A 17,328-nucleotide genomic window follows, 5' to 3' on the forward strand; every position below is an offset into this window, starting at 1 on the left:
ACGGTAGATCGATGACAGCGACCGTGAGTACCGACACTGGACGCCAGCGCATGCGGACGGCGGTGTTTCTCGCCGTCGCCATGGCGGCCACCGTCGGCTCGGCGCTGGCCTTCCAGCACCTGGGCGGCTACATCCCGTGCAAACTCTGCCTGGAGCAGCGCACCCCCTACTACATCGGCGTGCCGCTGATGCTGCTGGCGGTGCTGTCGTCGGCGCTGCGCTGGCCGGCTTGGCTGACACGCGGCCTGCTGGCCGTCGGCGGCCTGCTGATGGCCTACGGCGTCTATCTCGGCGTCTATCATTCCGGCGTCGAATGGGCGTGGTGGCCGGGGCCGACCGATTGTGCCGCGGCGGGAGGACCGGTGGACACCGGCGGCAAGGGCGTGCTCGACGCGCTCGACCAATTCGTCCCGCCCTCCTGCGACAAGGCGGCACTGCGCATCCTCGGCCTGTCGCTGGCCGGCTGGAACGCCATCGCCAGCTTTGTCCTGGCCGTGGTCGCCTTCCGTGGTGCGTTTGCGCGCGATTAAATCTAGTGCGGCGCGAGATCGTCCAAGAATTCGGCAGGCTGAGTCGTATGGAGTGATTGTCGAGAACCGAAGCGCAGCGGACATTTGGGTCCGTGAGCATCGGAAGCGCAGACGATCGCTTCAGACGGCCAGCCGCCCGAATTATCGGACGATCTCAAGGTTCGAGTTCGACATCCCAGTACAGATAATCCATCCAGCTTTCATGCAAATGGTTGGGCGGAAACAGGCGGCCGTTGTTGTGCAGATCATGCACCGTCGGCTGGTAGGGCTTCTGCAACGGCCACATCTTGGCGTGCGCCGGCATCATGCCACCCTTTCTCAGATTGCACGGCGAGCAGGCGGCGACGACATTCTCCCACGTCGTCGCGCCGCCGCGATGGCGGGGAACGACATGGTCGAAGGTCAGATCCTCCGGAGTGCCGCAATACTGGCACTGGAAACGGTCGCGCAGGAAGACATTGAAGCGGGTGAAGGCCGGATGCCGCGATGGCTTCACATAGGCCTTCAGGCTGACGACGCTCGGCAGCTTCATCGAGAAGGTCGGCGACGACACGGCGTGCTCGTATTCGGCGACGATGTTCACCCGCTCGAGGAACACCGCCTTGATGGCGTCCTGCCAAGACCAGAGCGACAGGGGGTAATAGCTGAGCGGACGGTAATCCGCGTTCAGCACCAGTGCTGGAAGCCCATCCGGAGATACGGCAACCGTCACGTCATTGACCTCCTTGGTTCAGCGCATGACCCCGAAAATCGGATCAGATTTTCAGAAAGGATCATGCGCAGCTTCAAAAGTCCTACAGCGTCATTGCGCATCCAATTGGATGCGCGGCGCTGCAACCTGTCGGCGCGGATACTGTAAGCCCGACATGACAGGGATGTGAAGCGGCTTGTCGATCAAACGCCACGCCAAAAGCGCCTGATTTCAATGCTTTTTTGCGAATTCAGGCCGGAGGCGCGGCGTCCCTGCCCTTCAATTCGCGATAATAGGCCCAGAAAAGCCGCGATGCGACACCTCGCCATGGGCTCCATGATTCGGCGAGCTGGATCAGTGTTTTCTCGGGCGGACGCGGGTCGATGCCGAGCGCGTGGCCAACCGCGCTCTGCAGGGCAACGTCGCGTGCCGGGAAGACATCGGGGTGACCGGCGGCGAACAAAAGATAGACTTCCGCCGTCCACGGGCCGATGCCCGACACCTTGGTCATCGCCGTGATCGCATCAGTGGCGTCGAGCAAGCAGAGATGATCGAGGTCGAGGCCGTCGACCACCGCCTGGGCCACGGTGACCAGGCCGCGCTGCTTCGGCCGCGACAGTCCGGCCTCGCGAAACATGGCTTCGTCGGCGGCAAGGATCGCTTGCGGCGTCAGCGGATCGACCAGTTTTGTCAGCCGCCCGAAGATGGCGTCGGCGCTGGCGCGGGAAACCTGCTGCGAGACGATGATCGAGGCAAGGCTTCTGAACCCCGGCTCGGAGAGCCGGAGCGGCACCTCGCCGGCCATGCCGCGCACCTTTTCAAGACGCGGGTCGAGCAGGCAGAGTGCGTCCAGCCCTTGTGCGATGTCGTCGAGCGTGGCGATACGTTGCATGTCTGCTTGTTCCCAGCGCAAAATGTCAGATGTAATCAGGCGCAAAGTAGCAATTGGCGAAAGCGCCGCACAACCCGATTGCCGCCGAACGATGACACTCCTGACATTCCGCTTCGCACCGAGCCCGAATGGCGAACTGCATCTCGGCCATGCCTATTCGGCGCTGCTCAATCAAAAATTGGCGAGAGCAACCGGCGGGCGCCTGTTGCTGCGCATCGAGGACATCGACACGACGCGCTGCACGCCGGAATTCGAGGCCGGCATTTTTCGCGATCTGAAATGGCTCGGGCTTGGCTGGGAGGAACCGGTGCGCCGTCAGTCGGATCATTTCGCGGACTATCAGGCGGTGCTCGACCGGCTGATCAGGGAAGAGCTCGTCTACCCGGCCTTCATGAGCCGTGGCGAAATCCGCGCCTTCATTGCCGCCAGCGAAAAGCGCGGGCGCGACTGGCCGCGCGACCCGGACGGCGTGCCGCTCTATCCCGCCGTCGACAAGGCAATGCCGATGAGGGAACGCCAGCGTCGGATTGCCGAAAATGCGCCTTTCGCCTGGCGGCTCGACGTCGATGCTGCGATGGCGCGCGTCGGGACGGACCTGTCATGGCTGGAATTTTCGGATGAGCGGCTTTCCGCAACACGCACGGTGCATGCTCGGCCGCAGGACTGGGGCGACGTGATCGTGGCTCGCCGTGAAATCCCGACCAGCTATCATCTCGCCGTCGTCGTCGACGACGCGCTGCAGGGCGTCAGCCATGTCGTGCGCGGCCAGGACCTCTATTCCGCCACCGGCGTGCAGCGCCTGCTCCAGCAGATCCTTGGCCTGCCGCAACCAAGCTACTTCCACCATCGTCTCGTCCTCGGCCCGGACGGACGGAAGCTGTCGAAGAGTCTTCGGGATACCGGCCTTGCCGCCTTGCGCGAGGCCGGCGCATCGCCGGCCGACGTCAGGCGGCTGATTGGGTTCTAGATCGGCGCATACGACCGCAAATATGAGCGGACCCTTCAATTCGGATGAGCCTATGGATCAACCGTTTGGTTTTGCTTGCTAGGTTGAACCGCATTACAGCAGTCGCGACACTCAACCCTCACCGATCACGCGGCAGCCTTCCGAAAATGCACAGCATCAAGCGGTTCATCCCCGCCTCCTTTGTCGTCCTGTGGGCGACCGGGTTCATTGGCGCGCGTTACGCCATGCCATGGGCCGAGCCATTCACCTTCCTGGCCGCGCGCTTCGTTCTGGCAGCCGTCCTGTTGGCCGCCTTGATGGCAGCACTCGGTTCCAGGCGGGCGACCCGCGCGGAAGCGTTGCACGCGACCGGCGCCGGCATCCTGATGCATGGCGTCTATCTCGGCGGCGTGTTCTGGGCCATCCATCGAGGCATGCCGGCCGGGCTTTCGGCCTTGATCGTCGGGCTGCAGCCGCTGATCACCGCGGTGATGGCCGGCCGATTTCTCGGCGAGGCCATCCTGCCGCGCCATTGGGCCGGACTCGGCATCGGTCTGGTCGGTGTGGTCATCGTGCTCTGGCCGAAGCTCGGTGCGCTCGGCGGCGGCGTGACGGCCGAGACGCTGGCCGCCTCGCTTGTCTCGGTGCTCGGCATGAGCGCCGGCACGATCTGGCAGAAGCGCTTCGCCTCCGGCGGCGATCTCGTGGCGGCCACCAAATGGCAATATGTCGGCGGCGCATCGGTGATGGTCCTGGCCTCGCTCGCCTTCGAGACGCGAACGGTCGTCGTCAACGGCGAGTTGATCTTCGCCATGGCATGGTTGGTGCTGGTGCTGTCGATCGGCGCCATCTTCCTGTTGATGGTGATGATCCGCGACGGCGAGATGTCGAAAGTCGCTTCGCTGTTCTATCTGGTCCCGGCGGTCACCGCGGTCATCGCTTGGGTATTGTTCGGCGAACAGTTGAACCTGGTCCAGATCGTCGGCATGGCGATCGCGACGCTCGGCGTCGGGCTGGCAACCGCTCAGCCGACCAAAGCATGATCCCGAACCGAAGGTCAGCGTAGCAAAGAGTGGGAACCGGTTTTCGGAAAAGATCATGCTCACTAAGACTCAGCCGACTCTCGCGCGTGCCTCCAGATAGCGGCTGATCGCGGCATTGAGCTCGCCGCCAAGGATGAAGATCGCCGAGACGATGTAGAGGAAGACGACCGCGACCATGATCGAGGCAAGGCCGGCATAGGTCGTCACATAGGACGAGAAACGGTCGAGATAGGCGGCGAAGATGGTCGACCCGATGAGCCAGGCAATCAGCGTGAAGATGATGCCCGGTATGATCGAGACGAAGCGGCGCTTGCCGGCAGGCAGCCAGTAATGCACCGCGAACAGCCCACCGACGATGACGGCGGAGGCGATGATGTAACGCCACAGCGTGATCGTGCCCATATAGGGCTTTATCCATTCGAAATTGGCCTCGGCCAGCCGCCCCAGTAAGGGCGCGAAAACCACGAGCACGCTGATCACCAGAAAACCTGCCGTGGCGATCAAAACGAAGGCGATGCTCTGCACCCGGCGATAGATGATGCCGCGCGTTTCGGAAACGCGGTAGGCGCGGTTGAGCGAGGTGCGCAGCGCCTCGATACCGTTCGAGGCGAAGAAGGCGGCAAGCAGCACGCCATAGGTCAACAGGTCGCTGCGCTGCACGGTGAGCACGTTGAGCACTTCGCGCGCGATCGGCTTGGCGATCTGCTCGGGCCAGGTGTCGAATACGAGATGCACGGCGGTGTCGGCAAAAGCCTGTGCGCCGAGGAAGCTGGCCAGTGTCGTGGCGAAAATCAGAAAGGGGAAAAGCGCCATCAGCGCCGTGATCGCCAGATGACTGGCCATCGCCCAGCCATCGTCCGCATCGAAATGGCCGAACGCGTCATAAAGCACGCGTTTGAGGGCTACGATCTTCCGCAACAAGAACCGCGTTCCCTTCGATTGTCTCGACGCCGCGAATATGGGAAGGGATTGCTGCAAATGGCAAGCCTAGGTCAAACCACGCTTCCTCCCGGAGAAGAGTTGCGCACCATCATCGTCACCGGTGCTTCTTCCGGGATAGGCGCCTATTGCGCGCGAGCGCTGAAGGCGGAAGGCTGGCAGGTCTTCGCGACGGCGCGCAAGCCAGAGGACATCGCTGCCCTCGAGGCCGATGGCATCGAGGCTTTCTATCTGGACTACCGCGAACCTGGATCCATCGAGACGCTGGTGGCGTCGGTGCTGGAACGGACGGACGGACGGCTCGATGCCCTGTTCAACAATGGCGCCTACGCCCAGCCCGGCGCCGTCGAGGACCTGCCGGTCGCAGCACTCAGGGAGCAATTCGAGGCGAATGTCTTCGGCTGGCATGACCTCACCCGCCGTGTCGTGCCGGTGATGCGCCGCCAGGGCCATGGCCGTCTCGTCCATTGCTCCTCGATCCTCGGCCTGGCGCCGCTGCCCTTTCGCGGCGCCTATTCGGCGTCCAAGCACGCGATCGAAGGGCTGATGCTGTGCATGCATCAGGAACTCCAGGGCAGCGGCATCCATGTCTCGCTGATCGAGCCGGGGCCGGTAATATCGAAGATCGCCAGCAACGGCCTTGGGTGGTTTCTCAGGAATATCGACCGTGAGAATTCCGTCCACCGTCTTGCCTACGAGGCGCAGCTGCAAAGGCTGCAGGCCGGCGGCAGCACGTCACGGCTGAAGCCTGGGCCGGAGGTGGTTCATGCGGCCTTGCGCCATGCGCTTCTGTCGCGGCGCCCGCGTCCGCATTATGTGGTAACGGTGCCGGCCAGGATCGGCGTTATCCTCAAACGCGTCCTGCCGGCATCAATGCTCTACCGCCTGCTTGCCAAACGCGCCTGAACGCAATCGACTGGAAACACACTATGGCAACCGTCTTCAACATCCTCGCTGTCCTCGTCATGGTCGCCGTGGTGATCGTGCTGATCCGCGGCCTCATCAACATGATGCGCGGCGGCTCCGCCATGACCTCCAACAAGCTGATGCAGACCCGCGTGCTGCTGCAGTTCGTGGCATTGGTGCTGATCATGCTGGCGGTGTATTTCACCCGCAAGTGACGAGGGTGGCGATTTCGGGAGGCAGAGCGTGGTCAAGCTCAACAAGATCTACACCCGCACCGGCGACGACGGCACCACCGGCCTTGGCACCGGTGAACGGCGGCTGAAATCCGATCTGCGCATCGACGCCTATGGCACGATCGACGAAGCCAATGCCTGCATCGGCATGGCCCGCATTCACACCGCGGCAACCCATCCGGGGATCGACGCGATGCTCGGCCGCATCCAGAACGACCTTTTCGACCTCGGCGCCGATCTGGCGATGCCGGACGACGGCAAGCCGCTCGGCTATGAGCCGCTGCGCATCACCGCTGTGCAGACCGACCGTGTCGAAAAGGACATCGACCTGCTCAACAAGGACCTGCAGCCGCTCAAATCCTTCGTGCTCAACGGCGGCACGGCGGCGGCGGCGGCCCTTCACCTTGCCCGCACGGTGGCACGGCGGGCCGAGCGCATCATGGTGGCTTTGACGCAGGACCCAAGTGAGCCTGTCAACCGCGAAGCGATAAGATACATCAACCGCGTGTCGGACTTTCTGTTCGTCGCCGCACGCGCGGTCAATGACAATGGAAACGCCGACGTGCTATGGGTTCCCGGCAAGAACCGCTGAATCTGCCGAGGCTGGAGGGGGGTCCGATGTTCATCCCGCTTTATGACACCAACCGGCTGCGCCACATCAAGCAGCAATATGTGACGATCGGCCTGATCGCGTTCAACACGCTGATCTACTTCGCCACCGCGCTTGGCGGCGAGCAGTTCACCAACGCTGCTGTGCTGGGCCTCGGCTTCATCCCGTCTGTCGTCCACGACAGCGTCGAACTGGCTCCGCAGTTTGTCTTGATCCCGGAGAGCTTGAGCTACGTCACCTATTCCTTCCTGCATGCCGATATTTTTCACCTCGGCGGCAACATGCTGTTCCTCTGGGTGTTCGGCGACAATGTCGAGGACGCGCTCGGTCATGTACGCTTTCTCATCTTCTACCTGCTGTGCGCCACCGCCGGCGCCTTCTTCCAAGGCCTGATCGCGTGGGACTCGCAGGTTCCGCTGATTGGCGCCTCAGGCGCCATCGCCGGCGTGGTCGCCGCCTATCTGATCCTCTACCCCAGGGTGAAGGTATGGGTGCTGGCTTTCGCCCGCATCCCGCTGCGGATCCCGGCCTTCATCCCGCTCATCCTGTGGATCCTGTTCCAGATCGTGATGTTCGCCGCCGGTGGCGAGGATCAGATTTCCTGGGCCTGCCATGTCGGCGGCATCATCGCCGGGGCCGTGCTGGTGCTCATTTTGCGCAATCGCGCCGTACCACTGCTTGCCGGTGCTGAGGAAGAGGCAGTGGTGGTCGCCGGCCAGGTGCCTGTTGCCGCAGAGCCGGCGTCAAGCGACCGGCAGCCGGCGCAGGCGGCGCCGCGCTGGGGACGGGGAAGCGCGTCCAGTCCGAAGTGAACCGATTTGAGTGCGTCACGGATAATTTGGGCGCGCCTCGGATATTGACGCGCGGGGTCGCCGCAACTACGGAAGCTTTCCCACACTAGGCGGTCGGAGACTAGAATTCCGTCCGGAATGTCGGCTTTCGACAACTCTGAAGAGGCGCACACTGCTATAGCGCGCCCGACTATCTTGAAAGAGGTGGCTATCGTGAAAGAGGTGACAGGCAAATGAAGATCCTTGTGCCCGTGAAGCGGGTTGTGGATGCGAATGTGAAGGTTCGTGTGAAAGCTGACGGTTCGGCGGTGGAACTCGCCAACGTCAAGATGGCGATGAACCCATTCGACGAGATCGCGGTCGAAGAGGCGATCCGGCTGAAGGAGGCCGGCAAGGCGGAAGAGATCATCGTTGTCTCGATCGGGCCGCAGCAGGCGCAGGAGACCTTGCGCACCGCCCTCGCGATGGGCGCCGACCGCGCCATCCTGGTCAAGACCGACGAGCAGACGGAGCCGCTGGGTGTCGCCAAGGTGCTGAAGGGCGTGGTCGAGGCGGAAAAGCCCGGTCTCGTCATTCTCGGCAAGCAGGCGATCGACGACGATTCGAACCAGACCGGCCAGATGCTGGCGGCACTTCTCGGCTGGGCGCAAGGCACTTTCGCTTCCAAGGTCGTTATCGATGGCGACAAGGCCAAGGTGACGCGCGAGGTCGACGGCGGCCTGCAGACAGTGGAGCTGAAGATGCCGGCGATTGTCACCGCGGATCTTCGCCTCAACCAGCCGCGCTATGCCTCGCTGCCCAACATCATGAAAGCCAAGAAGAAGCCGCTCGACGAGAAGAGCCCGGCCGACTACGGCGCCGACGTCAAGCCGCGGCTGAAGGTGATCAAGACCGAGGAGCCGGGCGGCCGCAAGGCGGGCGTCAAGGTCAAGAGCGTCGCCGAATTGATCGACAAGCTCAAGAACGAAGCCGGCGTGCTGTAAGGCTGCGAAGGGACAAAAAAATGACAATTCTTCTGATTGCCGAACACGACAATGCGTCGCTTTCCGACCAGACCGCCAAGGCGCTTTCGGCGGCACTGCAGATCGGCTCGGACGTGCATGTGCTGGTCGCCGGCAAAGGCGCAAATGGCGCTGCCGATGCTGCCGCCAAGCTCAAGGGCGTGAGCAAGGTGCTGCTCGCCGAAGCCGACGAACTCACCGAGCGTCTCGCCGAGCCGCTGGCCGCACTCGTCGTCGGCATAGCCGGTGCCTATGACACGATCATCGCGCCGGCGACCTCGTCGGGCAAGAATGTCGCGCCGCGCGTGGCAGCCCTGCTCGATGTCGCGCAGGTATCGGAGATCATCGAAGTTGTATCGCCCGACACCTTCAAGCGGCCGATCTATGCCGGCAACGCCATCCAGACGGTGCAGTCGAGCGACGCCAAGAAAGTCATCACCGTGCGCACCGCCTCCTTCCAGGCCGCACCCGAGGGCGGTTCCGCCCCGGTCGAGACGGTTCAGGCGGCGGCCAATCCCGGCCTGTCGAGCTTCGTCGAGAACAAGCTGTCCGAGACCGATCGTCCTGAGCTGACTTCGGCCAAGATCATCATCTCGGGCGGCCGCGCGCTGGGCTCTTCGGAGAAATTCCAGGAAGTCATCCTGCCGATCGCCGACAAGCTCGGTGCGGCCGTCGGCGCCTCGCGTGCCGCCGTCGACGCCGGCTACGCGCCGAACGACTGGCAGGTCGGCCAGACCGGCAAGGTGGTCGCACCCGATCTCTACATCGCGGTCGGCATCTCCGGTGCCATCCAGCATCTTGCCGGCATGAAGGATTCGAAGGTCATCGTAGCCATTAACAAGGACGAGGAAGCGCCGATCTTCCAGGTCGCCGATTACGGCCTCGTCGGCGACCTTTTCGTCATTCTGCCGGAACTGCAAAAGGCGCTTTGACGCCTTCTGCCAAAGCGTATTAAATTGTGAAGGGCGGGGTAGACGAAGTCGCCCCGCCCTTTTAGTTTGCACCGCACAAAAGCAGGCCGCAAAGCCTTTTGACGGGATCGGTGTAATGAACAAGATCGAGACGATCGGCATCATCGGCGCGGGCCAGATGGGCGGCGGCATTGCCCATGTGTCCGCGCTTGCGGGCTACAAGGTGCTGGTCTACGACATCTCACCCGACCGCATCGAAAAGGGCATCGCCACGATCAGTGGCAACATGGCCCGCCAGGTCGGCTCCGGCAAACTCGAGGAAAAGCTGCGCAACGAGGCGATGGCGCGCATTTCGGCAGCGCCCACCATGGCCGATCTTGCGGCTGCCGATCTGGTGATCGAAGCGGCGACCGAGGACGAGACGGTCAAGCGCAAGATCTACGCCCAGCTCTGCCCGCAGCTCAATCCGGAAGCCATCCTGGCGACGAACACCTCGTCTATCTCGATCACCCGTCTCGCCGCGCAGACCGACAGGCCGGAGCGTTTCATCGGCATCCATTTCATGAATCCGGTTCCACTGATGAAGCTGGTCGAACTGGTACGCGGCATCGCCACCGAGGACCAGACCTTCGAAGCGGCAAAGGCCTATGTGAACCATCTCGACAAGACGATCACCGTCTCGGAGGATTTTCCGGCCTTCATCGTCAACCGCATCCTGCTGCCGATGATCAACGAGGCGATCTACACGCTCTATGAAGGGGTCGGCTCGGTCGACGCGATCGACACCGCCATGAGGCTCGGCGCCAACCATCCGATGGGACCGCTGCAGCTTGCCGATTTCATCGGCCTCGACACCTGCCTCTCGATCATGCAGGTGCTGCATGACGGCCTGTCGGATTCGAAATACCGCCCCTGCCCGCTGCTGGTGAAATATGTCGAGGCCGGCTGGCTCGGCCGCAAGACCGGACGCGGCTTCTACGACTATCGCGGCGAGCATCCCGTTCCGACGCGTTAGGCTCGAAACCCAATTGTGATTGTTTAAGAGGCGATGGTCTGATTCCTTGGCGTCCGGAGTTTTCGGATGGCAAGGGCTAGATTGGCAACGCAATACGTTTCGACGGCCGCCCTGTCTTCGGTCCGGCCCTTGAGCTCGTTCAACAGTCTACAGATATCCACCGATCAATCGCGACGGTAAAATGGATATCTCAAGTGGCTACCTGGATTTCCGTCTTGACTGAATTGGCAATGAAGCACTGTTCATGCGCCAAGTGGTGCAGTTCCGCTTGCGTTGCGGCGCTTGGCGGCTCCCCGGCGTAGACAATGGTCGGATTGAGGCCAACGCGGCTGACAACCAATCGCCCGTCGACCTTCTCCATCATGCCGATCGCCTTGTCGGTATAGCTCTCGACGACGATTCCCTGGGGCGCCGCGATCGAGAGAAAAGTCAACATATGGCAACTGGAAATCGCCGCGATGTAGGCCTCCTCCGGATCGACATTGGCTTCCACTGAATAAGGAAGCGGAACGATGTGCGGCGAAGCCGAGGCCGGCACCACTTGGCCTCCGTCGAAGCGCCAAACGTGTGCGCGGCTGTAGCGCCTGTCGGTAAATACTGCCCCTTCTCGCTCCCAGTGCACCTCGACGGTCATTTTCATGATTGATCCTTCGTCGGAATGGAAAGAAGTCTTGCAGTCGTTTGGGTTAAATGGCGGCGAAGGTGCTGCGCAGCAGCGTCGAAATCGCGCCTCGCACAAGCGGCAACGATCGCCGCGTGTTCCTCGAAAAAATCAATTCGCTCCTGCGCGCCACGCTCTTGGTGAAGGGTTGACCGCCGGGATTCTCGTCGAAGGTCTCCGACGGTCTTAAGCAATCGAGTATTCGCGCAGCCACTGTACAGGGCGAGGTGAAACTGTTGGTCGAGCTCCAGAATCCGCGACGGATCATACTCCGCGAATAGCTCGTCGTTGAGCCTCTCAGCCTTACGCAAGGCGGAAGGCTGAAGCCCCGGCACCGACTGCTCCAAGGCGGCGACCTCCAAAATGGCCCGAAGTTCGCAAAGTTCAGTCGCCTCCCGTTCTGAGAGGATCGCTACCGCCAGGCTTCGATCGCGACGCCGCACGACCAAGCCACTCCCGAGTAACTGGTCTAAGGCCTGCCGGACGGGCTGGCGGCTGACCCCGAAACGCTCGGCTATCGATTCCTGCTTGAGAACGGAGCCTGGTGCCAATTCACCTGACTCGATCTCGTCTTGCAGCTCGCTAAAAATCGACTTTGGATCCATGGATCCAAATAATATACCCCCTTGGAGTTGGTCAAGCCTTAATCAGCTAACAAATGTTCCTCCTGGATCGCAGCGTTCTCGCCCTTTCGCCTCGGATCAAGAAACGAAGCGACCAGGGGCCGACGACCGGGCAGTCTTTCCAGCGCACGCTGGAGCGCAGCATGTGCATGATCCCCGAGATCGCCCGCCGGTAAGAGCGAATTCGATTTCGGGCCGATCACCTGCCGTGCGCCTATTGTTCCGATCGCGGGCCGTGGCTACCAGCGCACGAAAATCCGCGCGCCGAGCGCGCCGAGCGCCGCAAGGATGGCAATGGCGATCGTGTACCAGGTGGCGACGAAAAGCGGCGAGTCGTCGAAGCAGTGTGCGGCATAGAAAGTTGCCGCCAGCCCACCGGCGAGCAGGCCTGCCACGGTTCCGGCAAGCACCGGCTGCGTCGGGGCGCCATAGCGCAGCACCGCTAGGAAGATGGCGAGCGGACCGATGCCGATCAGCGGAATGAACGTCAGGCAGATGATCAGATTGCTGCCGACCAGCCGCATGCCCCAGTCGGCCGCAGGCACGGAAAGGAGTTCCAGAACCACCGCAATGACCACCAGCAGCGGTGCCGCAATCATCCAGGCCGCCGCCCTGCTCGTCGATGCACCGGGTGTCGACAGGACGCGGATCAAGGCGAAGGCGCTGACGGCCAGAGCAGTCGTGAAGACGAACTTGGCGAGGAAGCGCGTCGTATGCATTGCGGTCGCGATGTCGGTGCGTGGGCCGATCGCCAGCCAGAAAACCACCGCCGCGATCCCCGTAGCCGCACCGGCGGCCACCCACCAGGCCGAGCCAAGCGGCATCGCCCTGCTGTGGGCATCGGCGTCGAGCGCCTTGATGAGATCGTCGGTCTTCATGTCATTCCCGCTTGAACTGTTTGGCCCGCCCGAATTGTTTGACCCCGAACCGTTTGGCAATGGTTGCGAGCCCACGATGCAGCGACACGCGCACCGCCGTTTCGCTGATGCCGAACTTCGCTGCCGTCTCGCCGATGGAACGGCCTTCGACCGACACCGACGAGACCACGGAACGCTGCGACGGCGGCAGGCCGTCCAATGCCCGATTGATGTCGCGCTCGCTGACCGTCTCGGCCTCCGGTTCGGCGAAGGTCTCGGCGATCTCGTCGATCTCGATCTCGATGCGCCGCCCGCGCCGCCGAAAGGCGTCGATCAGCTTGAAGCGCGCAATGGCGTAGACCCAGGGCAGCACGGCCAGATCCTGCCGCCAGGTATGCCGTTTCACATGAATGGCCAGCAAGGTTTCCTGCACGACGTCCTCGGGATCGACCCCGCCCTGAACGATCTTGCGCCTGATAAAGCCGCGAACGAGAGCAGCCGTCCGGCGCAGAAAGTCGGCGTAAGCCTTTTCATCTCCCGCGATCGCGGCCCGCATCAGCCGGGAAAGCTCGGCCTCGTCGTTGCCGGTCACAAGAGTTCACTCCCCGATATTCGCGCCTCGGCGCTGATTTGTTACGTGGCAAGCGAATAATGTCCAAGCCAAAATATGTGAATATCACGAAGGTTTCACCTCCAGCGCCCGATTGCGCCGCTCATTAATGTTGACTACACCGATCAGGAATTGATAGGTGCAGTCTTGCTAAATCAAAGACCATTGAGTTCGAGAGGGATAACGTCCATGAAATATGCTCTTTCCGCCCTTGCCGGTGCCGCGGCACTTGCAATCAGCCTGATCGTCGGCCCGGCAATGGCCCAGGACGGCGGCATCGTCGTCTACAATGCCCAGCATGAAAGCCTGACCGACGCCTGGGTTGAAGGTTTCACCAAGGAAACCGGCATCAAGGTCACCGTTCGCCACGGCGGTGACAGCGATTTCTCCAACCAGATCGTCGCCGAAGGCGCCGCGTCGCCGGCCGACGTGTTCCTGACGGAAAACTCCCCCGCCATGGTGCTGGTCGAATCCGCCGGCCTGTTAGCGCCGGTCGATGCCGAGACGCTGGCCCAGATTCCGCAGGAGTACCAGCCGTCCAGCGGCAAATGGGTGGGCATCGCCGCGCGCAGCACCGTCTTTGTTTACAACAAAACCAAGCTGACCGCCGAACAGCTGCCCAAGTCGCTGCTTGATCTCGCCGATCCGAGCTGGAAGGGACGCTGGGCCGCTTCGCCGTCCGGCGCCGATTTCCAGGCGATCGTCAGCGCGGTTTTGCAGCTCAAGGGTGAGGCCGCAACGGCCGGCTGGCTGAAGGCGATGAAAGAGAACTTCACCGCCTACAAAGGCAACAGCACGGTGATGAAGGCGGTCAATGCCGGCGAGGTCGACGGCGGCGTGATCTATCACTATTACTACTACGGCGACCAGGCCAAGACCGGTGAGAACAGCAAGAACATCGGGCTTCACTATTTCAAGAACCAGGATCCGGGCGCGTTCGTCTCGGTTTCCGGTGGTGGCGTGCTGGCCTCCAGCAAGCACCCGAAGGAAGCCCAGGCCTTCCTGAAATGGGTGACCGGCAAGGGTGGTCAGGATGTGCTGAAGACCGGCAATTCCTTCGAATACGCGGTCGGCAAGGGCGCGGATTCCAATCCGGCGCTGGTGCCGCTGGCCGAACTGCAGGCGCCGAAGGTCGACGCGACGACGCTGAACTCCAAGAAGGTGACCGATTTGATGACGGCAGCCGGCTTGCTTTAGTCGGCGTTCGTCCTAAAAGGGCAACCGACTGCGCTCCTGCGGGAATTCGCTTCCGCAGGAGCGCTCTGTTTTTCGAGGTGGCATTCGTCCATGACGACAAGCTGCGTTTCTGGCCGCGTTTGCGGCCCTTCGACCGTTTCCGCCATCGGGCGGCAGCGGCACGGCGCCTGAGCTGATGCAGTCTGCGGCCGACCTTGCACGCTCGGGCCTGCCGACCGGCATGGTTGCTGGGCAATGGACGCGCCGGCGGCCGATATCCTGGATTTCGCTTGCCGCCATCCTGATCTCACTTTTCTCCCTGCTGCCGCTCGCCTTCATCATCTGGATTGCCGTGCAGACCGGCTGGGAGACCGTATCGGCACTGGTCTTCCGGCCGCGCGTCGGCGAGCTGCTGGTCAACACCCTGCTTTTGGTGATGCTCGCGGTACCGATCTGCATCGTGCTCTCGGTGGCGCTGGCCTGGCTGACCGAACGCAGCGATCTTCCCGGTGCCCGCCTGTGGGCCTGGCTGTCGGTGGCGCCGCTCGCCATCCCCGCCTTCGTCCACAGCTATGCCTGGATCACCCTGGTGCCGGGACTGCATGGCCTGTGGGCCGGCGTTCTGGTTTCCGTCGTCGCCTATTTCCCGTTCCTCTATCTGCCGGTGGCGGCAGCTTTGCGCCGGCTCGATCCTGCTCTCGAAGATGCCGCGGCAGCTGTCGGCCTCGGGCCGTGGCGCGTGTTCCGGCGGGTGGTGCTGCCGCAGCTCAGGCTCGCCATCTGCGGTGGCTCTCTACTGGTCGGCCTGCATCTCCTGGCCGAATACGGCCTTTACGTGTTCATCCGCTTCGACACCTTCACCACGGCGATCGTCGACCAGTTCCAGTCGACCTTCAATGGCCCCGCCGCCAACATGCTGGCTGCGGTGCTGGTGACATGCTGTTTCGTGCTGCTCGGGATCGAAGTGCTCGTGCGCGGCGAGGAGCGTTATGCCCGCGTCGGCTCGGGCGCCGCGCGCCAGCAGCAACGCACAAGGCTCGCCCGCGCCACGCTCCCGTGCCTGCTGCTGCCGGTCGTCACCACTCTGCTGGCGCTGGGCGTGCCGTTCGTCACCATCGGCCGCTGGCTCGTAGCCGGCGGTGCCGATGTCTGGCGCCTCGATGAGATCGGCCTTGCGCTCGGCCAGACCCTGTTCCTGGCGCTGGCCGGCGCCCTGCTCGCCACCATCGCCGCCATGCCGATGGCCTGGATCTCAATCCGCGCGCCGGGACCGCTGCAGCGTCTTCTGGAGGGTTGCAACTACATCGTCGGATCGTTGCCCGGCGTCGTCGTAGCGCTGGCGCTGGTCACCATCACCGTGCGCATCGCTCTGCCGCTCTACCAGACCCTGTTCACGATCCTCGTTGCCTATGCGCTGATGTTCCTGCCGCGCGCCCTGATCAGCCTGCGGGCGTCGATCGCGCAGGCGCCGGTCGAGCTCGAACTTGCCGCCGCCAGTCTCGGCCGGTCACCGCTCAAGGCGCTGTGGTCGACGACGATCCGCCTGTCGGCGCCGGGTGCCGCGGCAGGCATGGCGCTGGTGGCGCTCGGCATCATGAACGAATTGACCGCAACGCAGATGCTGGCGCCCAACGGCACCCGCACGCTGGCGTTGGCGTTCTGGGCCCACAGCGGCGAGATCGACTATGCGTCCGCCGCACCTTACGCCCTCATCATGGTGGCGATCTCGCTGCCGCTGACCTGGCTGCTTTATGTCCAGTCGAAGCGGATGGCCGGACGATGAGCTTCCTCGAACTCACCGATGTGCACAAGCACTACGGCCCGGTGGCCGCACTGGCCGGTGTCGATCTCAGCGTGGCCGGCGGCAGCCGCACCGCGATCGTCGGGCCGTCCGGCTGCGGCAAGACGACCTTGCTGCGGCTGATCGCCGGCTTTGAGGCGCCGGACCAGGGCCGCATCGTGCTTGACGGCGAGGTGCTGGCCAATGGCGGCGCCGCCGTGCCCGCCTATCGGCGCGGCATCGGCGTGGTGGCGCAGGACGGCGCCCTGTTCCCGCATCTGAGCATCGCCGCCAATATCGGCTTCGGCATGCGACATCACGAGGACAAGCGCATCGTCGAGCTCGCCTATATCGTCGGGCTCGACAAGGCGATCCTGAAACGGCGGCCGCACGAGCTCTCCGGCGGCCAGCAGCAGCGTGTGGCGCTGGCCCGCGCCATGGCCATGAAGCCGCGGCTGATGCTGCTCGACGAGCCGTTCTCGGCGCTTGACACCGGGCTGCGCGCCTCGATGCGCAAGGCGGTGGCCGAACTTCTGGAGACCGCCGGTATCACCACGATCCTGGTCACGCACGACCAGGCCGAGGCGCTGTCCTTTGCCAGCCAGGTCGCGGTGATGCGCGATGGAAAATTCTCGCAAATCGGCACGCCGCACGAACTCTACCTCAAACCGAAGGACAGGATGGTCGCCGAATTCCTCGGCGATGCCATCATCCTGCCGGCCAAGATCGCGGACGGCTTCGCCAACTCGCCGCTCGGCCGCATCGCCGTCGACAGCACCGAGCGGCGCGATATCGTCCGCATCATGCTGCGGCCGGAACAGGTGCTGTTGAAACGGACATCGCGCGAAGGCATGTCGGGCACGCCGGACATGCTGTTCGGCGAAGTGACGGAGTCCGAATTCGCCGGTTCGATGTGCACCATCGCGGTGCGGCTCTTGAACAGTCCCGATCCGCCGGACGCAGCCGCGATCGGCAACACGCCATTGATCCTGCGCAAGCCGGGCATGGACACACCGGGGGTTGGCGAGATCGTCCGGCTGACGGTGTCGGGCAAGGCGCATGTGTTTGCCTGAACGGCCTGCGCCTCGCGCGGTTCGCTGGCCAGGACGACAG

The 17,328-nt window shown here is 63.1% G+C and carries 20 protein-coding genes; 13 read left to right on the plus strand and 7 right to left on the minus strand.

Annotated features, from left to right (window positions below; translation table 11 throughout):
- The first annotated feature begins 11 nt into the window (after nucleotides 1-11).
- Nucleotides 12-530, plus strand: coding sequence for a disulfide bond formation protein B (locus tag ACWTU7_RS20460; protein ID WP_455839984.1), 519 nt, complete (start codon nucleotides 12-14; stop codon nucleotides 528-530).
- A 154-nt stretch (nucleotides 531-684) separates the two neighbouring features.
- Here the strand turns inward: ACWTU7_RS20460 and ACWTU7_RS20465 are convergent, their stop codons facing one another.
- Complete coding sequence (locus ACWTU7_RS20465) at nucleotides 685-1,242, minus strand: HNH endonuclease (protein ID WP_029348574.1); 558 nt, start codon at nucleotides 1,240-1,242, stop codon at nucleotides 685-687.
- 229 nt (nucleotides 1,243-1,471) lie between these two features.
- Complete coding sequence (locus ACWTU7_RS20470) at nucleotides 1,472-2,113, minus strand: DNA-3-methyladenine glycosylase family protein (protein ID WP_455839985.1); 642 nt, start codon at nucleotides 2,111-2,113, stop codon at nucleotides 1,472-1,474.
- Nucleotides 2,114-2,204: 91 nt separating this feature from the next.
- On the opposite strand from ACWTU7_RS20470, the gene gluQRS reads away from it, so the two are divergent.
- Together gluQRS and ACWTU7_RS20480 are read left to right on the plus strand one after the other, a co-directional pair.
- The gene (gene gluQRS / locus ACWTU7_RS20475) at nucleotides 2,205-3,080 is read left to right on the plus strand and encodes a tRNA glutamyl-Q(34) synthetase GluQRS (RefSeq protein ID WP_455839986.1); all 876 of its coding nucleotides are present in this window, start codon (nucleotides 2,205-2,207) and stop codon (nucleotides 3,078-3,080) included.
- A 146-nt stretch (nucleotides 3,081-3,226) separates the two neighbouring features.
- On the plus strand, nucleotides 3,227-4,102 hold the full coding sequence (locus ACWTU7_RS20480) for a DMT family transporter (protein WP_029348577.1): 876 nt from the start codon (nucleotides 3,227-3,229) through the stop codon (nucleotides 4,100-4,102).
- A 69-nt stretch (nucleotides 4,103-4,171) separates the two neighbouring features.
- On the opposite strand, the gene ACWTU7_RS20485 is transcribed toward ACWTU7_RS20480, so the two are convergent.
- A complete protein-coding gene (locus tag ACWTU7_RS20485; RefSeq protein WP_095517782.1) occupies nucleotides 4,172-5,023 on the minus strand; it encodes a YihY/virulence factor BrkB family protein in 852 nt (283 codons plus the stop codon).
- 57 nt (nucleotides 5,024-5,080) lie between these two features.
- Here ACWTU7_RS20485 and ACWTU7_RS20490 point away from each other — a divergent pair, with 57 nt between their 5' ends.
- The 7 genes from ACWTU7_RS20490 (at nucleotide 5,081) to ACWTU7_RS20520 (ending at nucleotide 10,508) form a co-directional block, all read left to right on the plus strand.
- Nucleotides 5,081-5,947: an SDR family oxidoreductase gene (locus ACWTU7_RS20490; RefSeq protein WP_095517783.1), complete on the plus strand. Its 867-nt coding sequence runs from the start codon at nucleotides 5,081-5,083 to the stop codon at nucleotides 5,945-5,947.
- A 23-nt stretch (nucleotides 5,948-5,970) separates the two neighbouring features.
- Nucleotides 5,971-6,162: a twin transmembrane helix small protein gene (locus ACWTU7_RS20495; protein WP_029348580.1), complete on the plus strand. Its 192-nt coding sequence runs from the start codon at nucleotides 5,971-5,973 to the stop codon at nucleotides 6,160-6,162.
- 28 nt (nucleotides 6,163-6,190) lie between these two features.
- On the plus strand, nucleotides 6,191-6,772 hold the full coding sequence (locus tag ACWTU7_RS20500) for a cob(I)yrinic acid a,c-diamide adenosyltransferase (protein WP_127208909.1): 582 nt from the start codon (nucleotides 6,191-6,193) through the stop codon (nucleotides 6,770-6,772).
- 26 nt (nucleotides 6,773-6,798) lie between these two features.
- The gene (locus ACWTU7_RS20505; RefSeq protein WP_455839987.1) at nucleotides 6,799-7,602 is read left to right on the plus strand and encodes a rhomboid family intramembrane serine protease; all 804 of its coding nucleotides are present in this window, start codon (nucleotides 6,799-6,801) and stop codon (nucleotides 7,600-7,602) included.
- A gap of 212 nt (nucleotides 7,603-7,814) precedes the next feature.
- The gene (locus ACWTU7_RS20510; RefSeq protein WP_127248531.1) at nucleotides 7,815-8,564 is read left to right on the plus strand and encodes an electron transfer flavoprotein subunit beta/FixA family protein; all 750 of its coding nucleotides are present in this window, start codon (nucleotides 7,815-7,817) and stop codon (nucleotides 8,562-8,564) included.
- Nucleotides 8,565-8,584: 20 nt separating this feature from the next.
- On the plus strand, nucleotides 8,585-9,514 hold the full coding sequence (locus tag ACWTU7_RS20515) for an electron transfer flavoprotein subunit alpha/FixB family protein (protein WP_455839988.1): 930 nt from the start codon (nucleotides 8,585-8,587) through the stop codon (nucleotides 9,512-9,514).
- A gap of 115 nt (nucleotides 9,515-9,629) precedes the next feature.
- Complete coding sequence (locus ACWTU7_RS20520; RefSeq protein ID WP_065008482.1) at nucleotides 9,630-10,508, plus strand: 3-hydroxybutyryl-CoA dehydrogenase; 879 nt, start codon at nucleotides 9,630-9,632, stop codon at nucleotides 10,506-10,508.
- Between the two features lie 190 nt (nucleotides 10,509-10,698).
- Here ACWTU7_RS20520 and ACWTU7_RS20525 read toward each other — a convergent pair whose 3' ends face one another.
- The 4 genes from ACWTU7_RS20525 to ACWTU7_RS20540 all read right to left on the minus strand — a co-directional run bounded on the left by ACWTU7_RS20525 (nucleotide 10,699) and on the right by ACWTU7_RS20540 (nucleotide 13,241).
- Complete coding sequence (locus ACWTU7_RS20525; RefSeq protein ID WP_455839989.1) at nucleotides 10,699-11,148, minus strand: OsmC family protein; 450 nt, start codon at nucleotides 11,146-11,148, stop codon at nucleotides 10,699-10,701.
- Entirely contained in the window at nucleotides 11,145-11,774 is a 630-nt protein-coding gene (locus tag ACWTU7_RS20530) for a GntR family transcriptional regulator (RefSeq protein ID WP_455839990.1), read from the minus strand. The genes ACWTU7_RS20525 and ACWTU7_RS20530 overlap by 4 nt, the downstream gene beginning before the upstream one ends.
- Nucleotides 11,775-12,031: 257 nt before the next feature.
- Nucleotides 12,032-12,670, minus strand: a complete 639-nt coding sequence (locus ACWTU7_RS20535; protein ID WP_455839991.1) for an NrsF family protein — start codon at nucleotides 12,668-12,670, stop codon at nucleotides 12,032-12,034.
- Between the two features lies 1 nt (nucleotide 12,671).
- Nucleotides 12,672-13,241, minus strand: coding sequence for a sigma-70 family RNA polymerase sigma factor (locus ACWTU7_RS20540; protein WP_455839992.1), 570 nt, complete (start codon nucleotides 13,239-13,241; stop codon nucleotides 12,672-12,674).
- A 207-nt stretch (nucleotides 13,242-13,448) separates the two neighbouring features.
- Here ACWTU7_RS20540 and ACWTU7_RS20545 point away from each other — a divergent pair, with 207 nt between their 5' ends.
- The 3 genes from ACWTU7_RS20545 (at nucleotide 13,449) to ACWTU7_RS20555 (ending at nucleotide 17,288) form a co-directional block, all read left to right on the plus strand.
- Complete coding sequence (locus ACWTU7_RS20545; RefSeq protein ID WP_455839993.1) at nucleotides 13,449-14,456, plus strand: iron ABC transporter substrate-binding protein; 1,008 nt, start codon at nucleotides 13,449-13,451, stop codon at nucleotides 14,454-14,456.
- 175 nt (nucleotides 14,457-14,631) lie between these two features.
- Nucleotides 14,632-16,218, plus strand: coding sequence for an ABC transporter permease (locus tag ACWTU7_RS20550; RefSeq protein WP_455839994.1), 1,587 nt, complete (start codon nucleotides 14,632-14,634; stop codon nucleotides 16,216-16,218).
- Complete coding sequence (locus tag ACWTU7_RS20555) at nucleotides 16,215-17,288, plus strand: ABC transporter ATP-binding protein (RefSeq protein ID WP_455839995.1); 1,074 nt, start codon at nucleotides 16,215-16,217, stop codon at nucleotides 17,286-17,288. The genes ACWTU7_RS20550 and ACWTU7_RS20555 overlap by 4 nt, the downstream gene beginning before the upstream one ends.
- The last annotated feature ends 40 nt before the right edge of the window (nucleotides 17,289-17,328 follow it).

The organism is Mesorhizobium sp. BHscii (genome assembly GCF_053848065.1).